This window comes from Lacisediminihabitans changchengi (assembly GCF_016634425.1).
Lineage (GTDB): Bacteria > Actinomycetota > Actinomycetes > Actinomycetales > Microbacteriaceae > Lacisediminihabitans > Lacisediminihabitans changchengi.
In genome coordinates this window covers 560,503-582,918 of sequence record NZ_JAEPES010000002.1, presented here as the reverse complement: position 1 = coordinate 582,918, position 22,416 = coordinate 560,503, and the positions used below count along the sequence as shown (strand labels likewise).

The 22,416-nt window shown below is 66.1% G+C and carries 20 protein-coding genes; 2 read left to right on the top strand and 18 right to left on the bottom strand.

Annotated elements, in window-relative coordinates:
- The first annotated feature begins 198 nt into the window (after nucleotides 1-198).
- The gene (gene lexA / locus IV501_RS08220) at nucleotides 199-897 is read left to right on the top strand and encodes a transcriptional repressor LexA (protein ID WP_200556044.1); all 699 of its coding nucleotides are present in this window, start codon (nucleotides 199-201) and stop codon (nucleotides 895-897) included.
- On the opposite strand, the gene IV501_RS08215 is transcribed toward lexA, so the two are convergent.
- The 4 genes from IV501_RS08215 to hflX form a co-directional block, all read right to left on the bottom strand.
- The gene (locus tag IV501_RS08215; RefSeq protein ID WP_200556042.1) at nucleotides 849-1,667 is read right to left on the bottom strand and encodes a DUF4184 family protein; all 819 of its coding nucleotides are present in this window, start codon (nucleotides 1,665-1,667) and stop codon (nucleotides 849-851) included. The genes lexA and IV501_RS08215 overlap by 49 nt on opposite strands.
- A 233-nt stretch (nucleotides 1,668-1,900) precedes the next feature.
- Nucleotides 1,901-4,216, bottom strand: a complete 2,316-nt coding sequence (gene metE / locus IV501_RS08210) for a 5-methyltetrahydropteroyltriglutamate--homocysteine S-methyltransferase (RefSeq protein ID WP_200556040.1) — start codon at nucleotides 4,214-4,216, stop codon at nucleotides 1,901-1,903.
- Nucleotides 4,213-5,160, bottom strand: coding sequence for a methylenetetrahydrofolate reductase (locus tag IV501_RS08205; protein WP_200556038.1), 948 nt, complete (start codon nucleotides 5,158-5,160; stop codon nucleotides 4,213-4,215). The genes metE and IV501_RS08205 overlap by 4 nt, the downstream gene beginning before the upstream one ends.
- A gap of 237 nt (nucleotides 5,161-5,397) precedes the next feature.
- Nucleotides 5,398-6,933, bottom strand: a complete 1,536-nt coding sequence (gene hflX / locus IV501_RS08200; protein WP_200556036.1) for a GTPase HflX — start codon at nucleotides 6,931-6,933, stop codon at nucleotides 5,398-5,400.
- A 44-nt stretch (nucleotides 6,934-6,977) separates the two neighbouring features.
- Here hflX and IV501_RS08195 point away from each other — a divergent pair, with 44 nt between their 5' ends.
- Nucleotides 6,978-7,586 carry a class I SAM-dependent methyltransferase gene (locus IV501_RS08195; RefSeq protein WP_200556034.1) on the top strand — a complete coding sequence of 203 codons (609 nt, stop codon included), beginning with the start codon at nucleotides 6,978-6,980 and terminating at the stop codon, nucleotides 7,584-7,586.
- A 27-nt stretch (nucleotides 7,587-7,613) separates the two neighbouring features.
- Here the strand turns inward: IV501_RS08195 and dapF are convergent, their stop codons facing one another.
- The 14 genes from dapF to thyX all read right to left on the bottom strand — a co-directional run bounded on the left by dapF (nucleotide 7,614) and on the right by thyX (nucleotide 22,400).
- Nucleotides 7,614-8,489 carry a diaminopimelate epimerase gene (gene dapF / locus IV501_RS08190; protein ID WP_200556033.1) on the bottom strand — a complete coding sequence of 292 codons (876 nt, stop codon included), beginning with the start codon at nucleotides 8,487-8,489 and terminating at the stop codon, nucleotides 7,614-7,616.
- Nucleotides 8,490-8,510: 21 nt separating this feature from the next.
- A complete protein-coding gene (miaA, locus tag IV501_RS08185; RefSeq protein ID WP_200556031.1) occupies nucleotides 8,511-9,455 on the bottom strand; it encodes a tRNA (adenosine(37)-N6)-dimethylallyltransferase MiaA in 945 nt (314 codons plus the stop codon).
- On the bottom strand, nucleotides 9,442-10,998 hold the full coding sequence (miaB, locus tag IV501_RS08180) for a tRNA (N6-isopentenyl adenosine(37)-C2)-methylthiotransferase MiaB (RefSeq protein ID WP_200556028.1): 1,557 nt from the start codon (nucleotides 10,996-10,998) through the stop codon (nucleotides 9,442-9,444). Before miaB ends, miaA begins: the two co-directional genes overlap by 14 nt.
- Before the next feature lie 67 nt (nucleotides 10,999-11,065).
- Nucleotides 11,066-11,932: a regulatory protein RecX gene (locus IV501_RS08175; RefSeq protein WP_307812238.1), complete on the bottom strand. Its 867-nt coding sequence runs from the start codon at nucleotides 11,930-11,932 to the stop codon at nucleotides 11,066-11,068.
- A gap of 2 nt (nucleotides 11,933-11,934) precedes the next feature.
- A complete protein-coding gene (gene recA / locus IV501_RS08170) occupies nucleotides 11,935-13,083 on the bottom strand; it encodes a recombinase RecA (RefSeq protein ID WP_200556026.1) in 1,149 nt (382 codons plus the stop codon).
- A gap of 299 nt (nucleotides 13,084-13,382) precedes the next feature.
- Nucleotides 13,383-13,607: a DUF3046 domain-containing protein gene (locus IV501_RS08165; RefSeq protein WP_200556024.1), complete on the bottom strand. Its 225-nt coding sequence runs from the start codon at nucleotides 13,605-13,607 to the stop codon at nucleotides 13,383-13,385.
- A 223-nt stretch (nucleotides 13,608-13,830) separates the two neighbouring features.
- Complete coding sequence (locus tag IV501_RS08160) at nucleotides 13,831-14,139, bottom strand: helix-turn-helix domain-containing protein (protein WP_200556022.1); 309 nt, start codon at nucleotides 14,137-14,139, stop codon at nucleotides 13,831-13,833.
- A 162-nt stretch (nucleotides 14,140-14,301) separates the two neighbouring features.
- Nucleotides 14,302-14,787, bottom strand: coding sequence for a CinA family protein (locus IV501_RS08155; RefSeq protein WP_200556020.1), 486 nt, complete (start codon nucleotides 14,785-14,787; stop codon nucleotides 14,302-14,304).
- Entirely contained in the window at nucleotides 14,784-15,413 is a 630-nt protein-coding gene (pgsA, locus tag IV501_RS08150) for a CDP-diacylglycerol--glycerol-3-phosphate 3-phosphatidyltransferase (RefSeq protein ID WP_200556012.1), read from the bottom strand. Before pgsA ends, IV501_RS08155 begins: the two co-directional genes overlap by 4 nt.
- 4 nt (nucleotides 15,414-15,417) lie before the next feature.
- A complete protein-coding gene (locus IV501_RS08145; protein WP_200556010.1) occupies nucleotides 15,418-18,165 on the bottom strand; it encodes an FtsK/SpoIIIE family DNA translocase in 2,748 nt (915 codons plus the stop codon).
- A 138-nt stretch (nucleotides 18,166-18,303) separates the two neighbouring features.
- On the bottom strand, nucleotides 18,304-19,980 hold the full coding sequence (locus IV501_RS08140; protein ID WP_200556008.1) for a ribonuclease J: 1,677 nt from the start codon (nucleotides 19,978-19,980) through the stop codon (nucleotides 18,304-18,306).
- 79 nt (nucleotides 19,981-20,059) lie between these two features.
- Nucleotides 20,060-21,037 carry a 4-hydroxy-tetrahydrodipicolinate synthase gene (gene dapA, locus IV501_RS08135; RefSeq protein ID WP_200556007.1) on the bottom strand — a complete coding sequence of 326 codons (978 nt, stop codon included), beginning with the start codon at nucleotides 21,035-21,037 and terminating at the stop codon, nucleotides 20,060-20,062.
- A gap of 118 nt (nucleotides 21,038-21,155) precedes the next feature.
- Nucleotides 21,156-21,395, bottom strand: coding sequence for a type IV toxin-antitoxin system AbiEi family antitoxin domain-containing protein (locus IV501_RS08130; protein ID WP_200556005.1), 240 nt, complete (start codon nucleotides 21,393-21,395; stop codon nucleotides 21,156-21,158).
- A 225-nt stretch (nucleotides 21,396-21,620) separates the two neighbouring features.
- A complete protein-coding gene (gene thyX / locus IV501_RS08125; RefSeq protein ID WP_200556003.1) occupies nucleotides 21,621-22,400 on the bottom strand; it encodes an FAD-dependent thymidylate synthase in 780 nt (259 codons plus the stop codon).
- Nucleotides 22,401-22,416 lie beyond the last annotated feature (16 nt).

Genomic DNA, 22,416 nt, shown 5'->3' with positions numbered 1-22,416 from the left:
AGGACCGGATGCGAAGCTCTGTTCCGAACATACATTCGAATCTGCGACCGATCAAGTGAATATTCGAATATGTGTGCTATTTATTTCGCGACACACTCGAACTGGTGTTTGTCTGCCTGCGGGGAGGCGGATACAGTTTCGAGTGTCTGGGGAATAGAGAACTAGGCACCACCGACATTCGAGCGAGGCGGACATCCGATGGACGACCCCATCACCCGTACGGCGGGCACAGCCGATGCGAAACCCGGCACCCGCCGACGAAAAAGCCTCAGCGATAAGCAGCTCGCCATCCTCGACGTCATCCAGCGGGCGGTAGCGACGCGGGGCTATCCGCCGAGCATGCGGGAGATCGGCGATGCCGTCGGTCTGTCCTCACTATCGAGCGTCACCCATCAGCTCAATCAGCTCGAACTGAGCGGATATCTCCGCCGCGACCCGAACCGCCCCCGCGCGCTCGAGATCCTGATCGATCTGCAGCAGGAGGAGGGGGGTGTCGTTTCCGACAACCCCACTCCCATCGGAGACGCGGCGATGGTGCCGCTTGTCGGTCGGATTGCGGCCGGAATCCCGATCACCGCCGAGGAGATGGTGGACGAGGTCTTCCCTATCCCGCGCGCCCTCGTCGGCAAGGGCGATCTGTTCATGCTCAAGGTCGTCGGAGATTCGATGATCGATGCGGCCATCTGCGATGGCGACTGGATCGTCGTACGTCAGCAGCAGGACGCGGAGAACGGCGACATCGTCGCGGCCATGCTCGACGAGGAGGCAACCGTCAAGGTCTTCCAGCGCCGCGACGGCCATACCTGGCTCCTGCCCCGCAACAGCGCCTTCGCGCCGATCCTGGGTGACTACGCCCAGGTGTTGGGCAAAGTAGTCGCGGTGCTGCGCTCGGTCTGACCGTCACGCCCGCGCCCGCGCGGAAGCAGGTACCACCCCAGGCACAGCAGTACGGCCAGAACACCCGCCGCCGCGATCGATCTGGTGGCGACGTGATAGACCACGACACGATCGAGCAATTCGGAGCCGCCCGCCAGCCCGGCAATCCAGATCAGCAGAGCGATCACGGTGAGGACGCCGGCCACCGCCACCCAGGCGACGACGCGCCAGGATCTGCGCAATCGACTGAGCGGGAGCGCGTGCAACGGGGTTCGGCGCACCCACACCACGGCCCAGACTGCGACGACGAGAAGACCGACGACACTGCTGCCGTACTGCGCCCAGCGGTATCCGGCAAACGGCCCGTACTGCTCGCGCAAGACGGCTGCATGGAGCACTACCCAGCCGTCCGGGTGGGTGAGTGCGTCCCAGATCAGGTGCGTGGCTATGCCGACCGTCAACGACAGGAGCACGAGCAGAGCGCCGGTGACGAGAGCCCGAGTGGTGCGCTGCCACGGCTTCGGCATCACGAAACGGCGACGCAGCCAGGCGGGCGCAAAATCGAGCAGCGGCGCTCGGAAGACGAGAACCCAGAGCAGCACCGACGCGATCCCCATCGGCAGGTCGACGAGCGGCACCCCCGGGAGCGAATGACTGAACTCCCGCTCCACCGGCAGCGGCACGAAATACGGCAGATCGGGAACCATGCTGCCGATCGCCAGCGAGGCCGGGAGGAGCGGCGTGCGCACGACAGGCAGGATGGCCGCGATATGGCTCGGGGTGAACGGCATCCGCTCACTGTATCCAGTGACTCCGACGAAGCCGCGCACCCTGCCACGGCCTGCCCCCGGGCCGGGCCGCCTCCCGCGATGAACCCCCGCCGAATTCAGGAGGTCGTGCGACAGCTGAGGCGGGAGTGACGGATGGTGCAAACATCCGTCACTCCGTTCGCCCTGGTCACACATCCTCCTGAATTTGGCTCAGAGGGAGGCAGGCAGGCAGGCCAGCTGGCGGTCAGTGCGGCTTAGGCGTGGACGTGCGCCTCACGCACGGCGCGGGTCGCGGTGATCACGTTGGTGAGTGACTCCACCGTCTCGTCGTAGCCCCGGGTCTTCAGACCGCAGTCCGGGTTGACCCAGATCTGACGCTCCGGAATCGAGCCGAGGGCCAATTCGATCAGCTGCGTGACCTCGTCGACCGACGGGACACGCGGCGAGTGGATGTCGTAGACGCCCGGGCCGATGCCGCGGCCGAACCCGGAGCTCTGGATGTCGGGCACGACCTCCATCTTCGAGCGTGCGGCCTCGATGGACGTAACGTCAGCATCCAGCTTGTCGATCGCGTCGATAACGACCCCAAACTCCGAGTAACAGAGGTGGGTGTGGATCTGCGTGGCCTCCCCGACACCGGATGTCGCCAGCCGGAACGAGCCGACCGACCAGTCGAGGTAGTCGGCCTGATCCTTCTTCTTCAGTGGCAGCAGCTCTCGCAGCGCAGGCTCGTCCACCTGGATTATGCCGATGCCAGCGGCCTCGAGGTCGACGATTTCGTCACGAAGGGCGAGCGCCACCTGGTTGGCGGTGTCGCGCAGTGGCTGGTCGTCGCGCACGAACGACCAGGCGAGGATCGTGACCGGACCGGTGAGCATTCCCTTGACCGGCTTCGGCGTGAGGGTCTGCGTGTAGGTCGACCACTCCACCGTGATCGGAGACGGACGCGAGACATCGCCCCAGAGGATCGACGGACGCGTACAACGGCTACCGTACGACTGCACCCAGCCGTTCTGCGTCACCGCGAAGCCGTCGAGGTTCTCGGCGAAGTACTGCACCATGTCGTTGCGCTCGGGCTCACCGTGAACGATGACGTCGATGCCGATCTTCTCCTGCAGCTCGACCACCGAACGGATCTCGGCGCGCATCGCCTCTCGGTACTCGTCCTCGCTGATACGACCCGCCGCAAACGCGGCACGGGACTTACGGATGTCGCCGGTCTGCGGGAACGAGCCGATGGTCGTCGTCGGCAGAAAGGGCAGGCCGAGCGCGGCATCCTGCGCTGCCAGGCGCGCGGCGTAGTCGCCTCGGGTGAAGTCGCTCTCCGTGAGCGCCGCGGCACGCTCGCGCACCGCGCCGTCGCGCACACCGACGGCCGAGTGACGGTCATCGAGGGCAGCGGATGCCGCGTCAAGCTCGCCCTGGATCGCAGCCTTGCCGTCGATCAGCCCGCTGGCGAGGGTGGCGACCTGTCCGACCTTCTGGTCGGCGAAGGCCAGCCAGTTCTTCAGCTGGTCGGCGAGCAGCGGCTCGTCCTGAACGTCGTGCGGCACGTGGAACAGGGAGGTCGACGTGGTGACCGCGACCGAGGGCGACAGCTCGAGCAGCGACTCGAGCGTCGAGAAGGCACCGGCGAGGTCGCCGCGCCAGATGTTGTGGCCGTCGATGACACCGCCGACGAGGGTCTTGGTGGTGCTGAAACCCACCGGAAGCGATCCGCGCACCAGGTCGAGCTGGATCGCCTCGATGGCGGTCGCGTCGAGCACGGGGAGTGCATCGCCGAGGCTGTTGTACGGCGCCGCGACGAAGATCTGCGGGCGGATCGGTACCGAGCTCAGCAGCTCGTACGCCTGCTTCGTGGCGGCGAGCACGCGCTCACGCGGCACGTCGATGCTTTCGCTGACCAGGCCCGGCTCGTCGAGCTGCACCCAATCCGCACCGACGGCGGCGAGTCCGGCGAGCAGTTCCGCGTAGACGGGAAGCAGGTCGTCGAGGCGGTCGAGCGGCTGGTAGCCCTCCGGCGCTCCCTCGCTCGGCTTACTCAGCAACAGGAACGTGACCGGACCGACGATGACGGGACGGGTGGTATACCCGGAGGTGGTGGCCTCCGCGACCTGGCGCAGCAGCCGATCGGAGGCGAGGTGGAAGTCGGTCTCCGGACCGATCTCCGGCACCAGGTAGTGGTAATTCGAGTCGAACCACTTGGTCATCTCGGCGGGGGTGTTTTGCCCGGCGCCCCGGGCGATGGTGAAGTAGCCGGCGAGGTCGATCGTGCCATCCTCGGCGACGAGGTCGGCGAACCGGGTCGGAATCGCGCCCACGGTGACCGCGGCGTCTAGAACCTGGTCGTAGAAGGAGAACGCCTCCGGAATAGAGGAGTCGTCGGCCTTCAGACCGAGCGCAACGAGACGCTCGCGGGTCGACGCGCGGAGTTCTGCCGCCGTCGCTTCGAGCTCGTCGACCGTGGTCTTGCCGGCCCAGAACGACTCGACGGCCTTCTTGAGCTCGCGGCGGGGTCCGATGCGGGGGTAGCCCAGGATGCTACCGGTGGGAAAGGCGGGCGCGCTCATACTGTTGTTTCCTTTGCGATGGGGGCGGTCAGGTTCAGGTCTTCCAGGACCGAGATCACGGCCTGGTGCTGGTTGAAGGTGTAAAGGTGCAGGCCGGGTGCGCCGCCATCGATCACGGTGGAGGACAGTTCGATGGCGTGTTCGACGCCGATGTCGAACTGCTCCTCGGTCGAATCGGTGGAGTGCAGGCGACGCGAGAGCTCGGTGGGCCGACGCTCCCCGGTGAGCTCGAGGATGCGTTCGAGCCGCGCCGGCGTGGTGGCCGGCATGATGCCGGGCAGGATCGGGATCGTGACGCCGGCCGCTCGCGCATCGGCCACGAAACTCAGATAGTCCTCGGCGTGGAAGAACAGCTGGGTGATCGCCATCGTCGCGCCGGACACCTGTTTGGCGAGGAGGGTGTCGATGTCTTGGTCGGTGCGGGTGGAGCGCGGATGTCCGTTCGGGAACGCGGCGACCGCGACGCGAACCTTCTCCCGCCGCTCCGGGAGGCGTCCGCCCCCGCTGAGAGAGGTCAGGGTTGCATACTGAGCACGTTCGGTCTGCACGCGATGGATGAGCTGCACCAGTTCGGATGCGCTCCCCAGGTCGCCGAGGAACGCATCGCCCTCGACGGCACCCTTGGGCGGGTCGCCTCGCAGCGCGAGGAAACTGGTGATGCCGGCATCCAGAAACTCCCGCACCAGGCGGTTGGCCTCGAAGTGCGAGGAGCCGACGCAGGTGAGGTGGGCGAGCGGATGCACCCGGGTCTCTTCGCGCAGGTAGCGCAGCACGTCGAGTGAGCTCTGTCGCGACGACCCATTGGCGCCGTATGTGACCGACATGAAGTCTGGTCCGGTGGCGGCGAGCCGTTGGATGGTGTCCCAGAGCGTCACCTCGGCGCTAGGCGACCGTGGCGGGAACAGCTCGAAAGAGAAGGGCACACGGCCGGTGCTGCCGGACATCCTGTCCCCCATTCGATCGTGTCGATCGCCTGCGGGCCGCTCACGGACCCACAGGCATCCCAGGTGACCATCGGACGATGATCACGGATGCCGGAACGACGCGGAACTGTTCGACCAGCGCTGCGAGATGCTCCAGTGGGCGGGTGCCGGGCTCGGCTGTCGCTCCATGCCACACGGGAGACCCGTGGACACCCGATCAGCCTACCCAGCACCCCTCACGTGTTGCCGAGTGTTACGTCAGGCGGGGACCACCGAAAACGGTCGGAGTGTTGCAGCGAAGTCCTCGTGGACGAGCACGTCGACGCGCGTTCCACCCTCCTCATAGGAGGTGCTCACGATCGTGCCGTGGTCGTGCAGCGACGAGATCAGCTCACCGCGGTCGTAGGGGATCAGCAGCTGCAATTCCACCGAGGGCTTCGGCAGGGTGGTGCCGATGCGCTCGAGGAGTTCTTCGACGCCCTCCCCGGTGCGTGCGGAAACGAAGATCGCCGTCGGCTCGAGCCCGCGCAGCACCAGTCGCTGGTCGTCATCCACCAGATCGCTCTTGTTGAACACCACGATCTCGGGGATATGACGTGCCTCGACCTCGCCGATGACGTCGCGCACGGTGGCCAACTGGCTGGCGGGATCCGGGTGGGAGCCGTCGACCACGTGGAGGATGACATCCGAATCGGCGATCTCTTCGAAGGTTGAGCGGAAGGCCTCGACCAACTGGTGTGGCAGTTGCCGCACGAACCCGACCGTGTCGGTGAGCGTGTAGTGCTGACCGTCTGCCGTCTCGTTCTTGCGCACGGCCGTGTCGAGGGTGGCGAACAGGGCGTTTTCGACCAGCGCGCCGGCCCGCGTGATGCGGTTGAGCAGCGACGACTTGCCGGCGTTGGTGTATCCCGCGATTGCGACCGACGGCACTGCGTTGCGATTACGGTTGGCCCGCTTTGCCTCGCGGGCCGGCTTGAAGCCGAGAATCTGCTTGCGCAGCCGTGACATGCGAGTGTGGATGCGGCGGCGGTCGAGTTCGATCTTGGTCTCACCCGGTCCGCGGCTACCCATACCGTTGCCGGCCCCGACCTGGCCACCAGCCTGACGGGACATCGACTCGCCCCAGCCGCGGAGGCGGGGAAGCAGGTATTCGAGTTGCGCAAGCTCGACCTGCGCCTTGCCCTCGCGACTCTTGGCATGCTGACTGAAGATGTCGAGGATGACGGCAGTGCGGTCGATTACCTTGACGCGCACCACGTCTTCGAGCGCACGGCGCTGGCTGGGCGCGAGCTCGCTGTCGACGATCACGGTGTCCGCGCCGGTGGCGGCGACGACATCCCGAAGCTCGAGGGCCTTGCCCTTGCCGAAATAGGTGCTCGGGTCGGGGTTCGGGCGTCGTTGCATCAGGCCATCGAGCACCACCGCTCCCGCGGTCTCGGCGAGAGCGGCGAGCTCCCGCATCGAGTTCTCGGCCTCGGCGGCGTTGCCCTGGCTGTAGATGCCGATCAGAACGACACGCTCGAGACGCAGCTGCCGGTACTCGACCTCGGTGACGTCTTCGAGCTCGGTCGAGAGACCGGCAACGCGGCGCAGCGCCTGGCGGTCTTCGCGCTCAAACTGTTCGCCGTCGTCGCTGGGCCGGGAGACGAGTCCCTCCGTCTGCAGCGCCTGCGCCGTCTGGGCCGCGCCGTCGCTCGCGGTGAACAGGGAGAACCCCGACGACCGTGTCGCAGCACGTGCCAACACCCGGTCGATCAGGTCCGCATCCTGCGGTTCAGACGGGTCAATGTCCATTATTTCGTTAACCTTAGCTCCTTGATTTTCGATAGGTTCTCTCCATGGCCAACGAGCATTATTTCTCAGCAGAACCGGGAAGTGACCTCAAATTACGCCAGATCAGGGTGCCGTTGTCCGGCCGGGTCTACGACCTCACCACGGCCAACGGCATATTCAGCCCCGAGCGCATCGACGCCGGGACACAGGTCTTGTTGGCGAACACACCGCCGTCCCCGCCCGGCGGCCACTTTCTCGACCTCGGTACCGGCTGGGGTCCGATCGCCCTGAGCCTCGCGCTCGACTCGCCCCACGCCACGGTGTGGGCCGTCGACGTCAACGAGCGGGCACTGGATCTGGTCCGTCGCAACGCCGAGTCCGTCGGCGTCACTAATGTCAACGCCGTACGACCGGAAGATGTTCCCGACGACATCGTCTTCCGCACCATCCGCTCTAACCCTCCGATCCGGGTGGGCAAAGACGAACTGCACGGGATGCTGCAGCTCTGGCTTCCGCGTCTCGAACAGGAGTCCGACGCTTGGCTGGTCGTGCAGCGCAACCTCGGCTCCGATTCGCTGCACCGCTGGTTGGATGGGATGCTTCCCGATTCCTTCGCGGTCAGCCGCGCGGCAACCAACAAGGGCTATCGCGTGCTGCGGGTCCGCCACAAATAGCGCCCCAGCCTCGCAGCCGGCAAGGTCTCACACCGTCAGGTCACCCTCGAACACCAGGTCGGCCGGGCCACTCAACGAGACGTGTTCGCCGTCCTCGGCCGCCCACATCCGAACTCCCAGCGTGCCACCGGGCACCTCGACCCGCCATTGGTTCGGCGCGTCCGGCCCGGCCCAGTATCGAGTGGCCAGGGCCGCGGCGGCAGCGCCGGTTCCGCAGGACAGGGTCTCGCCGCTGCCTCGCTCATGAACTCGCATCCGAATGTGCCCGACCCCGTCGCGCACCAGCGGATCGCCAGGAACCACGAACTCGACGTTGGCGCCGTCTTCGGGGGCCGGCTCGAGGTGCGGGATGTAGGTGAGGTCGGCGGAGTCCAGCTCTTCCTCGCTCGACAGGGCGACGACCACGTGTGGATTGCCGATACTGATTCCGAGTCCAGGGCGGGCCACCTGCAGGTTCTTCGCGCGAACGAGGGGCTCGCCCCCGTCGAGCTGCCAGCGGCCGAGGTCGACCTGGAAGCCGCTCGCGTTGCGCTGCAGGTCGCGCACTCCCCCGCGCGTGCCGAGAGTCAACGTGTCGCCGGGAGAGAGCTCGACCAGGCCGTTCTCGATCAGGTAACGAGCGTAGACACGGATGCCGTTGCCACACATCTCCGAGGGCGAACCATCGGAGTTGTGGTAGTCCATGAACCACTCGGCCGAGTCGTCCTCCGCGAGGGCGGCAGCCCCGGCCGGGAGGTTCTTCGACCGCACCGCCCTGATGACCCCATCGCCTCCCACGCCGAAGTGACGATCGGCGATGGCCGCGATCTGCGAGGGCGTGAGGTCGATCTCCCCGTCGGGATCGCTGAAGAGCACGAAGTCGTTACCGGTTCCGTGGCCCTTGGTGAAGTGGAGTTCAGGCATGCTTCCCAGCGTACAAGCGCTTCAGCTGTCGATAGGTTCGATCGCGCGCTCCACTCGCTGCGGATCGTCCGCCTCGAGCCAGGTGGCCGGGTAACGGGTGAACCAACTGACCTGGCGGCGGGCGTATTTGCGGGTCAACGCCTGACTCTGCTCGATCGCGTCGGCCTCAGCGAGTTCGCCGCGCAGCTGCGCGATGGCCTGCGCGTAGCCGATCGCGCGGCCGGAGGTAACGCCGACGCCGTGCTCGATCAGGGCCCGGGCCTCGTCGAGGATGCCGTCGCGCCACATCCCCTCCACGCGCGCATCGAGACGGGGTATCAGTTCGATGCGTTGCGTGCGCAGACCGATCAGCCGGGTTGGCGACCAGAGTCGGGATTCGTCCGGTAGGCCGGAGCCGAAAGGTTCGCCTGTGATCTCCCCCACCTCGAGTGCCCGCACGATGCGACGTCCATTGTGCGGCCCGATGGCGGCGGCCGCCGCTGGGTCGGCGTGCCGCAGACGCTGGAACAGCAGGCCGGGCCCGACCGCGAGGAGCTCCGCCTCCAGCCGGGCGCGGATCTCCGGGTCCGTACCCGGAAACCGGAAGTCCCAGACCACGGCGGACACGTACAGGCCGGAGCCGCCGACCAGGATGGGGAGCGCACCGCGGCTGCGGACCGCGTCGATGGCTGCCCTGGCATCCTCCTGGAACGAGGCCACGCTCGCCTCCTCGCGCGGATCGAGCACGTCGAGCAGATGGTGGGGAATGCCGCGACGCTCCGTCACCGGGAGTTTGGCGGTGCCGATGTCCATGCCGCGATACAGCTGCATCGCGTCGGCATTGACGATCTCGGCAGGGCGACCCTGTGCGGCGAGTCTCTCGGCGAGGTCGAGCGACAGCGCGGACTTGCCGGTGCCCGTCGCGCCCACGATGACGACGAGCGGCTCGGCGCCGGCCTGGGCGGGCTCGGGGTTAGCGCTGCCCATCGTGCAGATCGTAGATCGGAATGGTGCTCACACCGGTGGGTGCCCCCACCCGCAGGGTCGGGAAGCCGAGGGAGACCGCTCCGCCGGGAGTCGTCTCGTGGGACGGGACGGCGCAGGAGGCCGCCTGCGCACGATCCCAGGCGTCTCCGGCGCGAGTGCGACGGATGCGCAGCGCCGCGCCGTCGGTCGAGTCGGCAATCAAATAAAACGGCTTGGCGTCCGTGACGGTGACGGATACGACGTCGCCCGGACGGGGAACCTCACTGTGCGGCGGCAGCTCGAAGTGGACGAGTCTGCTGTCTTCGGCCCGACCGGACAGGCGATGGGTGTCGGCGTCTTTGGAGCCCTCGGCGCCCACCAGCACCTCGACGGTACGACCGACGATGGTCTGGTTCTGCTCCCAGGCGATGCGGTCTTGCAGTGCGGTGAGGCGCTCGTAACGCTCCTGCACGACCGCCTTCGGCACCTGGTCGGCCATCGTCGCAGCCGGCGTGCCGGGGCGAATCGAATACTGGAAGGTGAACGCCGTGGCGAAATTCGCCTGCTCGACCACGCGGAGAGTCTCCTGGAAGTCTTCCTCGGTCTCGCCGGGGAAGCCGACGATGATGTCGGTGGAGATCGCGGCGTTCGGCATCTGTGCCCGCACGCGCTCGAGGATTCCGAGGAACTTCTCGGAACGGTAGCTGCGGCGCATCGCCTTCAGAATGCGGTCGGAGCCGGACTGCAGGGGCATGTGCAACTGCGGCATGACGTTCGGCGTCTCGGCCATCGCGTCGATCACGTCGTCGGTGAAGGCCGCCGGGTGCGGGCTGGTGAAGCGGATACGTTCCAGCCCCTCGATCTCTCCGGCGGCGCGCAACAGCTTGGAGAACGCCTGGCGGTCGCCGAACTCCACACCGTAGGAGTTCACATTCTGGCCGAGCAGCGTTACCTCGATGGCTCCGTCGTCGACGAGCGACTGGATCTCGGCGAGGATGTCGCCCGGGCGGCGGTCCTTCTCCTTGCCGCGGAGGGCGGGAACGATGCAGAAAGTGCAGGTGTTGTTGCAGCCGACCGAGATCGACACCCAGCCGCTGTGGGTCGACTCCCGCTTGGTGGGCAGCGTCGAAGGGAAGACGTCGAGTGACTCGAGGATCTCGAGCTGCGCCTCGTCGTTGTGGCGGGAACGTTCGAGCAGCGTTGGCAGCGCGCCCATATTGTGGGTGCCGAAGACGACGTCGACGTATGGCGCCTTCTCCAGAATGACGTTTTTGTCTTTCTGGGCCAGGCAGCCGCCGACGGCGATCTGCATGCCCTCGTGCTCGCGCTTGATGCTGGCGAGATGACCGAGGGTGCCGTAGAGCTTGTTGTCGGCGTTCTCTCGCACGGCACAGGTATTGATGACCACGACATCCGCCTGTCCACCGTTGGCGGGTACGTATCCCGCCGCCTCCAGCGACCCACTCAGTCGCTCGGAGTCGTGCACGTTCATCTGGCATCCGAAGGTGCGTACCTCATAGGTGCGCGGACGTTCGAGGACGGCGGATGCAGCGGGGTCAGTCATGGTGAATCAAGTGTACGGCGGGGCCGGTGTAGCCCCGTGTCGTGCGGTGGCCCCAGCCCCGCAGGATTCAGCGAAAACGGACACCGCTCGAGGAACCAGACGATCTTCCTGACAGTGCCTCGTCGACGGCGTTGCGCACAACCGAGGAGGCATACCCCTTGCGCATGAGGAAGCCGGTGAGCCTGCGCTTCGCCGTCTCGGTGTCATACGAGCGCAGCTGTGGCGCGCGCTTCACCGCCAACTCGGTCGCGCGGGACTGTTCATCATCGTCGTGCACCTGCTCCATCGCCGCATCGATGTGCTCCTGATCGATGTGCCGACGGCGAAGCTCGGCGGTGAGAGCGGAGCGGCCGAGGCCCTTGCGCTCGTGCTGGGTTCGCACCAGTGTCTCGGCGAGGGCACCGTCATCGAGCAGGCCCACCCGCTCCAGCCGATCGAGCTCCTCTTCCACTGCCTCGGGCTCGAAGTCGCGCGAAAGCAGCGTCTTCTCCAGCTCCCAGCGTGACATGCCGCGACGAGTGAGGGCGTGCATGCTCACGTTCTCGGCACGCACCTCCCTCTTGCCGCGTCCGAGGGCGTCTTCGCGCGGGGGCGTATCTGCCGTTGCACGGCTGGCCTTTTCACGGCTGGCCTTGTCACGCCCCGTGAGCGTGCGCGAAGTCCCGACCCGCGCATCCCCTGCCGGCGTATCGCGGTCTGGCTCGGTGACCGACGCAGGTTGTGGATCTTCCGCATCGCCGAAGAAACTCGCGAAGTCCGGCAACGGCGCGCTGTCCGCGGTCGCCCAGCCGTCGTCATCCGTCGCCGCGCCAGTGGTGGTGGGAGAGATCGTTGGTGTCGACGACGGCGGGACCACCCCCGGCAGGTAGGTCACCCGAGCGAGTCGCTCGCCGCCAGCCTGGGAAGCGCGGTCGTCAGCGTCGTCGACAGCCACCGTTACGCTCCTACCGCGGTGCGCTCGGCTGCGGCCTTCACTGACATGGTCTTGGGAGCCTTCGCCGCGGGGGTGACTGGCGCTGCCTTCGCCCCGGGGGTGAGTGACGCTGCCTTCTGCTCTGCAGCGGCCGCGGCCGCGACGGCCTTGGCATCCGCCACCACACCGAGCTTGGCCAAGATCTTGCCCTCGATCTCGGCCGCGATGTCGGGGTTGGCGATGAGAAACTTGCGCGAGTTCTCCTTGCCCTGTCCCAGCTGATCGCCGTCGTAGGTGTACCAGGCGCCGGACTTGCGTACGATCTCGTGCTCGACACCGAAGTCGATCAAGCTGCCCTCGCGGGAGATTCCGGTGCCGTACAGGATGTCGAACTCGGCCTGCTTGAAAGGCGGTGCCATTTTGTTCTTGACGACCTTGACGCGGGTACGGTTACCGACGGCATCCGTTCCCTCTTTCAGGGTCTCGATGCGACGAATGTCGAGTCGCACCGAGGCATAGAACTTGAGCGCCTTACCACCGGCAGTGGTCTCGGGAGAGCCGAAGAAGACGCCGATCTTCTCCCGCAGCTGGTTGATGAAGATCATCGTGGTGTTGGTCTGGCTGAGTCCACCGGTGAGCTTGCGCAGCGCCTGAGACATGAGGCGGGCCTGAAGACCGACGTGGGAGTCACCCATCTCGCCCTCGATCTCGGCGCGGGGTACGAGCGCCGCGACGGAGTCGATCACGACCAGGTCGATAGACCCGGACCGCACGAGCATGTCGGCGATCTCGAGCGCCTGCTCACCGGTGTCGGGCTGGGAGACGAGCAGGGCATCGATGTCGACACCGAGAGCCTTGGCGTACTCGGGGTCGAGGGCGTGCTCCGCATCGATGAAGGCGGCGATGCCCCCGGCGCGCTGAGCGTTGGCGATGGCGTGAAGCGTCAGGGTCGTCTTACCCGACGACTCCGGGCCATAGATCTCGACGATGCGGCCACGCGGGAGCCCACCAATGCCGAGCGCGACATCCAGCGCGATCGAACCGGTGGGGATGACGGCGACGGGGGCGCGCTCGTCGCTCCCGAGGCGCATGACGGAGCCCTTGCCGAACTGGCGGTCGATCTGGGCGAGGGCGGTTTCGAGCGACTTCTCACGGTCGGCTGCTGATGGCATTGCGGCTCCTTCATGGTGGTGCACGATGCGTGCACGGGCGTTGCGCCTATAGGCTGCCGTTTCGCCGAAAGAACCGATCCTGCAGGGCTTTCTCGACCAGCGGCAAGGCTGGTGTCGGTGGCTTGATCCGACGAATCCGACAGTACGCGGGACCGGTGACATAGCCCGGACATCCCCGCGAACGGTGGAGAACTCGTCGATTCGAGCACCTGGTGAGGAGCCTACTCCGAACCGAAGACGTGTTCGAATGAATAGCGCGGCGTGTCGTCTGGTGTTCGAACGCCAGGGTGGGCTGTGGGTCAGCCCTTGGGCTCGCGTACCCCGGCGCCATACCAGCGGGTCTCGGGCACATCGGTCGCCCGGCAGAGGGCGAGCCAGATCTCACGAGGCTGCACGCCGCGCTTGATCGCCTGCTCTGCGGTGTGACCGCCGACCTCGCTCAGCACCAGGTCGTGGGTGAGCGCCCGACCATAGACGTCGCCGAACTCATCGGTGACGGCAATCCAGAACTCACTGAGGCGCATGCTGTTAAGGGTAACCGGGTTTCGATACGCGGCATCCTTCGTCGGGCGCTACTCAACCAGCGGAACAGGCGCTACTCAACCGGCGATGGCTACTCAACCAGAGGCGCTTCGACAAGCTCAGGGACCGTTAAACATAAGAATGCCCGGCTCGCGTGAGCCGGGCATCCGTTTCGACCTGGGCACACCGTCCCCGGTCGAACTAAGTCTGTGTAACAGGCTGGAGTTAGCGCGAGATGAGTCCCGCGTCGAAGTCCGCGACGAGGTCATCGGGGACGGTATCGGGAATCACGTTGATTCCCTCGATCACTGCAAGGCGGTCGCCCACCTCGCGCATGATGACCGAAATCGGCGTCTCGAGTGCATCCGCGACCGAAGCAAGGATCTCTGAGCTGGCTTCTTTCTGGCCACGCTCCACTTCGCTCAAGTAGCCGAGAGCAACGCTTGCCTTGCTCGCGACCTGACGAAGAGTACGACCCTTCTGCAGGCGGAAGTCCCGGAGAACGTCACCGATTTCCTGACGTACTAGAACCACTGGAACCCTCCTCCTATGACGTGACCCTGGATGGAGCTGATCTGATGAGGGTGCAACACTACCGTCACCGTTCTCAGAACTCTAACCAGCGCACACTGTGTGACGCTTGTGAATCCTTCAGCTGTAACGCGATCGAAACGGGAAAGATTCCCGCGGCCCCGATCACGCCGTCGCGAGCTCCTGGTGAAGCCGTACCAATGATTCGGAGACGGTGCCCTTGCGGATGGCTTCGCGGTCACCTTCGAGCTGCAAAAGTTCGGCGAAGACACGACCTCCGAGGGCGAATCCGACGTACACCGTGCCGGCCGGATGCTCGCCCTGCGCGCCGGGGCCGGCCACACCCGTGGTCGAGAGGCCAACATCCGCGGGCTTTCCGTTCACCGCGAGCACCGTTCGCACCCGGTCTGCCATCTGTCGCGCAACCTCCGGATGCACCGGTCCGTGCTCGGCCAACAGGTCGGCGTCGACCCCGAGGACCGTCTGCTTGATGGCCGTGTCGTAGGCGACCACTCCCCCGCGCACCACGTGGGACGCGCCGGGCACCGCGATCAGCTCCGCCACGAGCAGGCCGCCGGTGAGTGACTCCGCCAGCGCCATGGTCATCCCACGGTCACGAAGCGTCGAGATGATCGCCTCGGCGACGCTCATACGCTGGCGACGCGATTCTGTCGGACGTACTTGATCACGAAGTCGATGCCGGAGATGACCGTCAACGCAAGCGCCGCGGCCATGACGACCCAGTTGACCCAGAACACCCACTCGCCGAGGAGTGCTGGGAAGGGGGCGAGGAAGAGCGTGATGGCGACCGCCTGCAGCACCGTCTTGAGCTTGCCGCTCGCCACCGCCGGAATCACCCTGGTACGGATGACGGCGAAGCGCCACACCGTGATGCCGAACTCGCGCACGAGGATGACGATGGTCACCCACCACCACAGTTCACCGAGGATCGACAGTGCGACGAGCGCGCTCCCGATCAGAATCTTGTCGGCGATCGGATCGACGATCTTGCCGAAGTCGGTGACCAGGTTCTGCGACCGGGCGATGTGGCCGTCCAGGCTGTCGGTGACTATCGCCACAACGAAGAACACCGTCGCAATCCAGCGCAGCGCTCCGCCCTGCGACCCGTCGAGCAGGAGGAGCCAGATGAACACCGGCGCCATGAGGATGCGGACGACCGTGATGACGTTCGCCAGGTTGCCGAGACTGGCCGGTCCGTCGCCCGCGCGGATGAATCGCCCGCGGAACGGGTTCTCGCTCGCGGCGGTAGATGCCATCGGGTCAGTCCCTGCCGGTCAGAGTCCAGGCATCCTCGTCTGAGGGGCCCTCGTCGACTTCATCGTAACCACTGGTCATGTCGCCGACCGGGTCAGCACTGTAACGCTCATCCGGTGCCGGAGCGGGGCCGTCGTCACCGCGCAGCTTCGCCAGCACCGCCGGCAGTTGCTCGGGAGCGACTAGGACGTCTCTGGCCTTGGAACCCTCGGATGGACCGACGATCTCGCGCGATTCGAGAAGGTCCATGAGGCGACCGGCCTTGGCGAAGCCGACGCGGAGCTTGCGCTGCAGCATCGAGGTCGATCCGAACTGGGTGCTGACGCAGAGCTCCGCCGCCGCCAGCAGCAGTTCGAGGTCATCGCCGATGTCGCCATCGATCTGCTTCTTCTCTGCGGAAGCCGCGACATCCTGTCGGTACTCCGGGCGGGCTTGGCGCGTGACGTGCTGTACGACCGCGTTGACCTCACTCTCGGTGACCCATGCGCCCTGCACACGGATCGCCTTGGAGGCCCCCATCGGCAGGAACAGGGCGTCGCCCTGACCGATCAGCTTGTCGGCGCCGGGCTGGTCGAGGATGACGCGCGAGTCGGTCATGCTCGACACCGCGAACGCGAGCCGCGAGGGCACGTTGGCCTTGATCAAGCCGGTCACGACGTCGACCGACGGCCGCTGGGTCGCCAGCACGAGGTGGATTCCGGATGCTCGCGCCAGCTGGGTGATGCGCACGATCGAGTCTTCGACATCTCGCGGCGCCACCATCATGAGGTCGGCGAGCTCGTCCACCACAACCAGCAGGTACGGGTACGGCTTGAGCGTGCGCTGGCTGTTCTCGGGAAGGGTGATCTCGTTCGCGATCACCGCCGCGTTGAAGTCGTCGATGTGACGGAACCCGAAGCTCGCCAGATCGTCGTAGCGCATGTCCATCTCCTTCACGACCCAGGCCAGCGCTTCGGCGGCCTTCTTCGGGTTCGTGATGATGGGCGTGATGAGGTGCGGGATGCCGGCGTACGGCGCCAATTCGACCCGCTTCGGGTCGATCAGCACCATGCGCACCTCCGTGGGCTTGGCCCGCATCAGCAGCGACGTGATCATCGAGTTGACGAAGCTGGACTTACCCGAACCCGTCGAACCGGCGACCAGGAGGTGAGGCATCTTGGCCAGGTTCGCGACGACGAAGCCGCCCTCGACGTCTTTGCCGAGGCCGATGGTCATCGGGTGCGAGCTCGAGGTGCTGGCCTTGGAGCGCAGCACGTCGCCGAGCGAGACGATCTCGCGGTCGGCGTTCGGAACCTCGACACCGATGGCGCTCTTGCCGGGAATCGGCGCGAGGATGCGCACCTCGTTGCTCGCCACGGCGTACGAGAGGTTCTTGGTGAGCGCAGTGACCCGTTCCACCTTGACCCCAGGGCCGAGCTCGATCTCGTAGCGGGTGACCGTGGGGCCCCGGCTGAATCCGGTGACACGGGCATCGACCGAGAACTGCTTGAGCACCTCGGTGATGGCGGCCACGATCGCGTCGTTCGCCTCGGAGCGCGTCTTCGGCGGAGTGCCGGGGACGAGAGAGGATGCCGCCGGCAGTCGATACGGAGCGCTCGGTGCGGCGGTCGGAACGACCACATCCGTGTCGAACTCGCCCGCTGCGCCCGTGAGCGAGGCGGTGTCGGAGAAACCCGGGAGGAGGTCGGCGACCAGTGGTCCGCCGTCGTCGCGGATCGCGGTCGCGGGGGCCGCGACATCCACTTCCCCGGTGAAGCGCTTGACGGCATGTTCGGCCTGGTCGAGGTCGTCGAGGACCTCGGTGAGCGGCTCGGGCGGCGGGGTGCGGTCGACGACCCCGGCGCGAGCGATGACCTCGGTCTCGTCTGCCCTGCTGATCACCGGCGTGTCGAAGGCGGGGTCGTCTTCTCGCTTGGTCTTGTTGCGGCGCCACCATGGCAGCTGAGCGTTGTCGTCCTCGTCGTCGAGCCCGAGGTCATCCAGGTCGCCAAAGCTCACGCCACCGCTGCTTTCTGCGGCCTTCGCGGCGGGCTCGGCGAGCTGGGCACCGAACAGGTAGGCGTAGAGCTCACGAAGGCGCACGCCGACGCGGTTCGGTGGCGTCTTGGTGATGATGAACAGGGACAGCACCAGCAGCACGATCACGACCGGCGTCGCGAGATAGGCGGTGCCGATGGCGATCAGCGGTGCGGCGACGATCCAGCCGAGGATGCCCCCGGCCGGTGCAAGCATGGCCATTCCCTCGGCCGGATGCGGCTGGCCGCCGAAGATGTGGCAGAGAGCGCTGATCGTGACCAGCAGGATTGCGAGGCCGATGCCGATGCGGCCATTGTCGTGCACCGAGGCCGGATGCCGGAACAACCAGAGAGCGAACAGCAGCATGATCACCGGCAGCGCGAAGGCGACGCGACCGAACAGGCCGCCGAAGGTGTACGAGTCGAGAGCGACGGCGATCGGGTCGGCCGGGTTGAACCACTCGACCACGGCACCGGCGATCGCGAGCAGGAAGATGAAGAACGGAACGCCGTCGCGACGCTCCTCTTTGGCTAGCGTCTCGGTGCCGAACACCCGGGCAGCGCCGCCGACGATGTGCGCGAGACCGAGCCAGGCCGCGCTCAGGATTCCCGGCTTGGTCTCGACCGTCTGAGCGACGGGCAGCTTGCGCGTCGTTCCCTTGCCGGTCGCCCGGGTTCCCGTGCCCGCGCGGGACGTCGAGGCGCGGGCGCGCGGGGTCGACTTGGTACTCGTAGCCATGGAATCAAAGGTAAACGGCAGGGGCGACAGAGCCGCGGATGCCCGGGGCGCGTGTTCCGCGGCACGGTCAGTACCGAATCGCGTCGAGCGGCGAGTCATCCTCATGGATGACTCGCCGCTCCTTGTGCGTGTCGCTATCTACGCTTCGATGACAACCGGGACGATCATCGGGCGACGGCGGTGCGTGGAGTTGACCCAGCGTCCGACGGTGCGACGGATGACCTGGCTGTACGAGTGCGTGTCGCGGGTGCCGTTCTCCGCGGCCTGGTACAGCGCCTTGATGATCATCGGCTTGACGTCGTCGAAGACCTTCTCGTCTTCGGCGAACCCGCGGGCCTGGATCTCCGGCCCGACAATGGTTCGACCAGTCTGCACGTCGACCGCGACGAAGATGGAGACGAAGCCCTCTTCGGAGAGGATGCGGCGGTCTTTGAGGTCGGCATCCGTGATCTCTCCGACGGTGGAGCCGTCGACGTAGACGTAGCCGAGATCCAGCTGCCCGACGACCTCGGCATGCCCGTCCTTCAGGTCGATGACGGTGCCGTCTTCGCCGATGAAGGTGTGCGACTCCGGCACGCCGCTCAGGATGGCGAGCTCCTGGTTCGCAATGAGGTGACGGTATTCACCGTGCACCGGCAGGACGTTCTTCGGGCGCAGGATGTTGTAGACATACAGCAGCTCGCCCGCGGAGGCGTGGCCGGAGACGTGTACCTTCGCGTTGCCTTTGTGCACCACGTTCGCGCCGAGCTTCATCAGGCCGTTGATCACGCGGTAGACCGCGTTCTCGTTGCCAGGGATGAGGCTCGAGGCGAGGATGACGGTGTCACCCTTGCCGATCTCGATCTGGTGCTCGAGATTGGCCATGCGCGCCAGGACCGCCATCGGCTCGCCCTGCGAGCCCGTGCTCATGTAGACGATCTTGTTGTCGGGCAGGTCGGCGGCCTTCTTGCCGTCGATCAGCACGCCCTCCGGCACCCGGAGGTAGCCGAGCTCCGCGGCGATGGTCATGTTGCGCACCATCGAGCGGCCCATGAAGGCGACGCGGCGGCCATTGGCGTGGGCGGCATCCAGCACCTGCTGCACGCGGTGAACGTGGCTGGAGAAACTGGCAACGATGACGCGGCGCGGCGCCTTGGCGATCACGGCGGCGAGCACGGGCCCGATGTCACGCTCGGGGGCGGTGAAGCCGGGCACATCGGCGTTCGTGGAGTCCGGAAGGAACAGGTCGACGCCGGCCTCGCCGAGCCGCGCGAAGGCGCGCAGGTCGGTGATGCGGTCGTCGAGCGGAAGCTGGTCCATCTTGAAGTCACCGGTGTGGAGCACGACGCCGGCTTCCGTCTTGATGGCGACGGCCAGGGCATCCGGAATCGAGTGGTTGACCGCGATGAATTCGAGGTCGAACGGGCCGAGCTGCTCCTTTTCGCCCTCGTGCACGGTCAGCGTGTACGGCGAGATGCGGTGCTCTTTGAGTTTGGCCTCGACCAGCGCGAGCGTGAGGGTGGAGCCGATGAGCGGGATGTCTTGGCGCAGGCGCAGCAGGTACGGCACGGCACCGATGTGGTCTTCGTGGCCGTGCGTGAGCACCACTCCGACGACGTCGTCGAGACGGTCTTTGATCGGGGTGAAGTCGGGCAGGATCAGGTCGACGCCGGGCTGGTTCTCCTCGGGGAACAGCACTCCGCAGTCGACGATGAGGATCTTGCCGTCGATCTCGTAGGTCGTCATGTTGCGACCGATTTCTCCGAGTCCCCCGATGGGGATGACGCGGAGGGTTCCCGGCTTCAGTTTGCGGGGTTCATACACAGGTGAATTCATTGCTTCCAGTGCTCGTGAGTGGTGGGGCCTTGAGCCCCCTGTTTCAAGTTCTTGTTGGTGAGCTTGCTGTGGGTGCGCGCTAGCGCGTGGTTCCCGCGACCTTGGGGAGCGCCCCACCGGCGGCGGCGTTGCGATCGGGGCGGAAGTTGCTGAGATCGACACCGGGGATGTCGCCGACGAGGGCGATCTCGTCTTCGATCAGGGCTGCTTCGGCGTCTTCCGGGCCGACCAGCGGGAGGCGCACGCGCGGGCTGCCGATTCGCCCGAGGCCGTGCAGGATGTACTTCGCCGCCACGGTGCCGGGCACGTGTGTCATCACGGCTCGCACGAGAGGTTCGAGCTGCTTGTGTGCCGCGGTCGCGGTGTGCAGGTCGCCAGCGTTGACCGCGTCGATGATGGCGCGGTACGGCGCGGGCGCGATGTTGGCGGTGACGCCGATCAGTCCGCTTGCTCCGATGCTGAGATGCGGGAGCACCATCGCGTCGTCGCCAGAAAAGTACAGAAGGTCGGTCTGGTTGAGCACCCGGCTGACTTCGCTGAGGTCGCCCTTGGCGTCTTTGACCGCACGGATGTTGGGATGCTGGGCTGCGCGCAGAATCGTCTCGTACTTGATCGGGATGCCCGTGCGGCCCGGAATATCGTACAGGATGACCGGTAGATCGGTGGCGTCCGCGATCATGCGGAAGTGGGTGAGCACGCCCGCCTGGGTGGGCTTGTTGTAGTACGGCGTGACGATCATGACGCCGTCTGCCCCGGCCTTCTCGCTGTGCTTGTACAGCTCGATGGCGTGCGCGGTCTCGTTCGAGCCACCGCCGGTGATGATCTTGGCGCGACCGTCTGCTACGGATTTGCCGACCTCGACGAGGCGGATCTTCTCGGGGTCGGTGAGGGTGGAGGTCTCGCCAGTGGTGCCGGTGACGACGATGCCGTCCGCGCCCGCGCTGATGACATCGTCGATGTGCTTTTCGACGCCGGCCCAGTCCACTTCACCGTCTGCGGTGAAGGGGGTCACGAGTGCTACGAGCACCTGGCCGAAAGGATTAGTGGGCGTAGTCACGAGTTACAGAGTATCGCGTCGGAGTGTCCAGGCAGGCGTCGTTCGCGGTCGGCAGCATTCGGCCTGCTCCAGAGCAGTTTCCAGCGGCACGACGAGCCGTCGGTCGAAGCCGTGGCGCTCAGCCTCGAAGCTCATGGCCACCCGGTGCGCTGACGCAGGCGAGTCGGCCGCCAACCCGCCACGCACGCACCAGCTCGATCGGAGTACTGGTCGTTGCGTACCACCCTTTGCGAACCCGGACCAGACGGCCGTAGTCCAACAGCATTCGCAACTCCCAGGCTGGGTGCCCTCTTTCGCGCAGTTCCGCGGCCGTAGCTACGCCGCCCAGGTCCCGGATGATCTCGTCGACAGCGTTCATGCGACGATTCTGGTGATCGCGGACCGCCGATGGGCCGAGGTTATCTCGGATGCGGGCACGGGTCGAGGTCGCGCTCCTGTGAAGGACGAGAGGACGAGACTGCCGCGCTTCGCACACCTGACAACCGGTCATCGATCACCGGTCACCGCCGTCGGTCATCGGTCTTCGGTCATCCGTCGTCGGCGGACCGGCGCGGGCTGGGAGCGAGAAGCAGCGCGCTGAAAGTCAGGGAGCTACGCGGCCGTTGCCGTTAAACGCTGCGTAGGTGAGCGGCATCAGCTCGGCGAAAGAATCCTCGATCTTCTCCGCCACCATCTCGATCTCGCGCTGCGGGAACGAGGGGAAGTGACTGCCCTCGCGCTTGGTACGCAGGGAGATGAAGTTCATCAGCGAACGGGCATTCAGCGTCACGTACATCGACGAATAGATATTCAGCGGGAGCACAATGCGGGCGACCTCGCGGGCGACACCGGCGTCGAGCATCCGCTGGTACGACTCGAAAGCCTCGGTCGACTGGCGGCGTGATTCTGCCTGAACCAGGTCGGTCTGCTCCGCAGTGCCGGGCTCGAACGTGTACGCGCCCGGCTTACCGACCTGCACCAGATTGCGATCCGCACCGGGAACGTAGAAGACCGGCTTCAGCTCGCGGTACCGACCCGACTCCTCGTTGTACGAGGCGATGCGGTGGCGCATGAACTCGCGGAACACAAAGATCGGTGCCTGAACGTAGAAGGTCATGGAATTGTGCTCGAACGGCGAACCATGCCGGTCGCGCATCAAGTAATTGATGAGCCCGCGTGCGCGCTTGTCCTCGACGTCGGGTTCGTGAGAATCGGCTCGGTCGGACGCCTGTGCCGCCTCGAGCGTCTGCTCCCCCTGGGTCGAAACCCGTGCGGCGAACAGCACATCGGAGTCATGCGCGCTGGAACGCACCAGCTCCACGGTCACATCGGACCGGAAAACGACGTCTGAGCGGACTGGGGCAGCGGAAGTCTCATCGGGCACGGCTTCACGATAGCGA

Excerpts from the sequence above, each read along its gene's own strand:
- IV501_RS08205 (WP_200556038.1), bottom strand. The coding sequence starts at position 5,160 with ATGTCCGGCAGCACCGGCCGTGTGCCCTTCTCTTTCGAGCTGTTCCCG.
- metE (WP_200556040.1), bottom strand. The coding sequence starts at position 4,216 with ATGAGCGCGCCCGCCTTTCCCACCGGTAGCATCCTGGGCTACCCCCGC.
- IV501_RS08140 (WP_200556008.1), bottom strand. The coding sequence starts at position 19,980 with ATGAATTCACCTGTGTATGAACCCCGCAAACTGAAGCCGGGAACCCTC.
- IV501_RS08195 (WP_200556034.1), top strand. The coding sequence starts at position 6,978 with ATGGCCAACGAGCATTATTTCTCAGCAGAACCGGGAAGTGACCTCAAA.
- IV501_RS08130 (WP_200556005.1), bottom strand. The coding sequence starts at position 21,395 with ATGAACGCTGTCGACGAGATCATCCGGGACCTGGGCGGCGTAGCTACG.
- miaA (WP_200556031.1), bottom strand. The coding sequence starts at position 9,455 with ATGGGCAGCGCTAACCCCGAGCCCGCCCAGGCCGGCGCCGAGCCGCTC.
- IV501_RS08215 (WP_200556042.1), bottom strand. The coding sequence starts at position 1,667 with ATGCCGTTCACCCCGAGCCATATCGCGGCCATCCTGCCTGTCGTGCGC.
- recA (WP_200556026.1), bottom strand. The coding sequence starts at position 13,083 with ATGCCATCAGCAGCCGACCGTGAGAAGTCGCTCGAAACCGCCCTCGCC.
- IV501_RS08145 (WP_200556010.1), bottom strand. The coding sequence starts at position 18,165 with ATGGCTACGAGTACCAAGTCGACCCCGCGCGCCCGCGCCTCGACGTCC.
- dapF (WP_200556033.1), bottom strand. The coding sequence starts at position 8,489 with ATGCCTGAACTCCACTTCACCAAGGGCCACGGAACCGGTAACGACTTC.
- pgsA (WP_200556012.1), bottom strand. The coding sequence starts at position 15,413 with ATGGCATCTACCGCCGCGAGCGAGAACCCGTTCCGCGGGCGATTCATC.
- miaB (WP_200556028.1), bottom strand. The coding sequence starts at position 10,998 with ATGACTGACCCCGCTGCATCCGCCGTCCTCGAACGTCCGCGCACCTAT.
- IV501_RS08165 (WP_200556024.1), bottom strand. The coding sequence starts at position 13,607 with ATGCGCCTCAGTGAGTTCTGGATTGCCGTCACCGATGAGTTCGGCGAC.
- IV501_RS08155 (WP_200556020.1), bottom strand. The coding sequence starts at position 14,787 with ATGAGCGTCGCCGAGGCGATCATCTCGACGCTTCGTGACCGTGGGATG.
- lexA (WP_200556044.1), top strand. The coding sequence starts at position 199 with ATGGACGACCCCATCACCCGTACGGCGGGCACAGCCGATGCGAAACCC.
- hflX (WP_200556036.1), bottom strand. The coding sequence starts at position 6,933 with ATGGACATTGACCCGTCTGAACCGCAGGATGCGGACCTGATCGACCGG.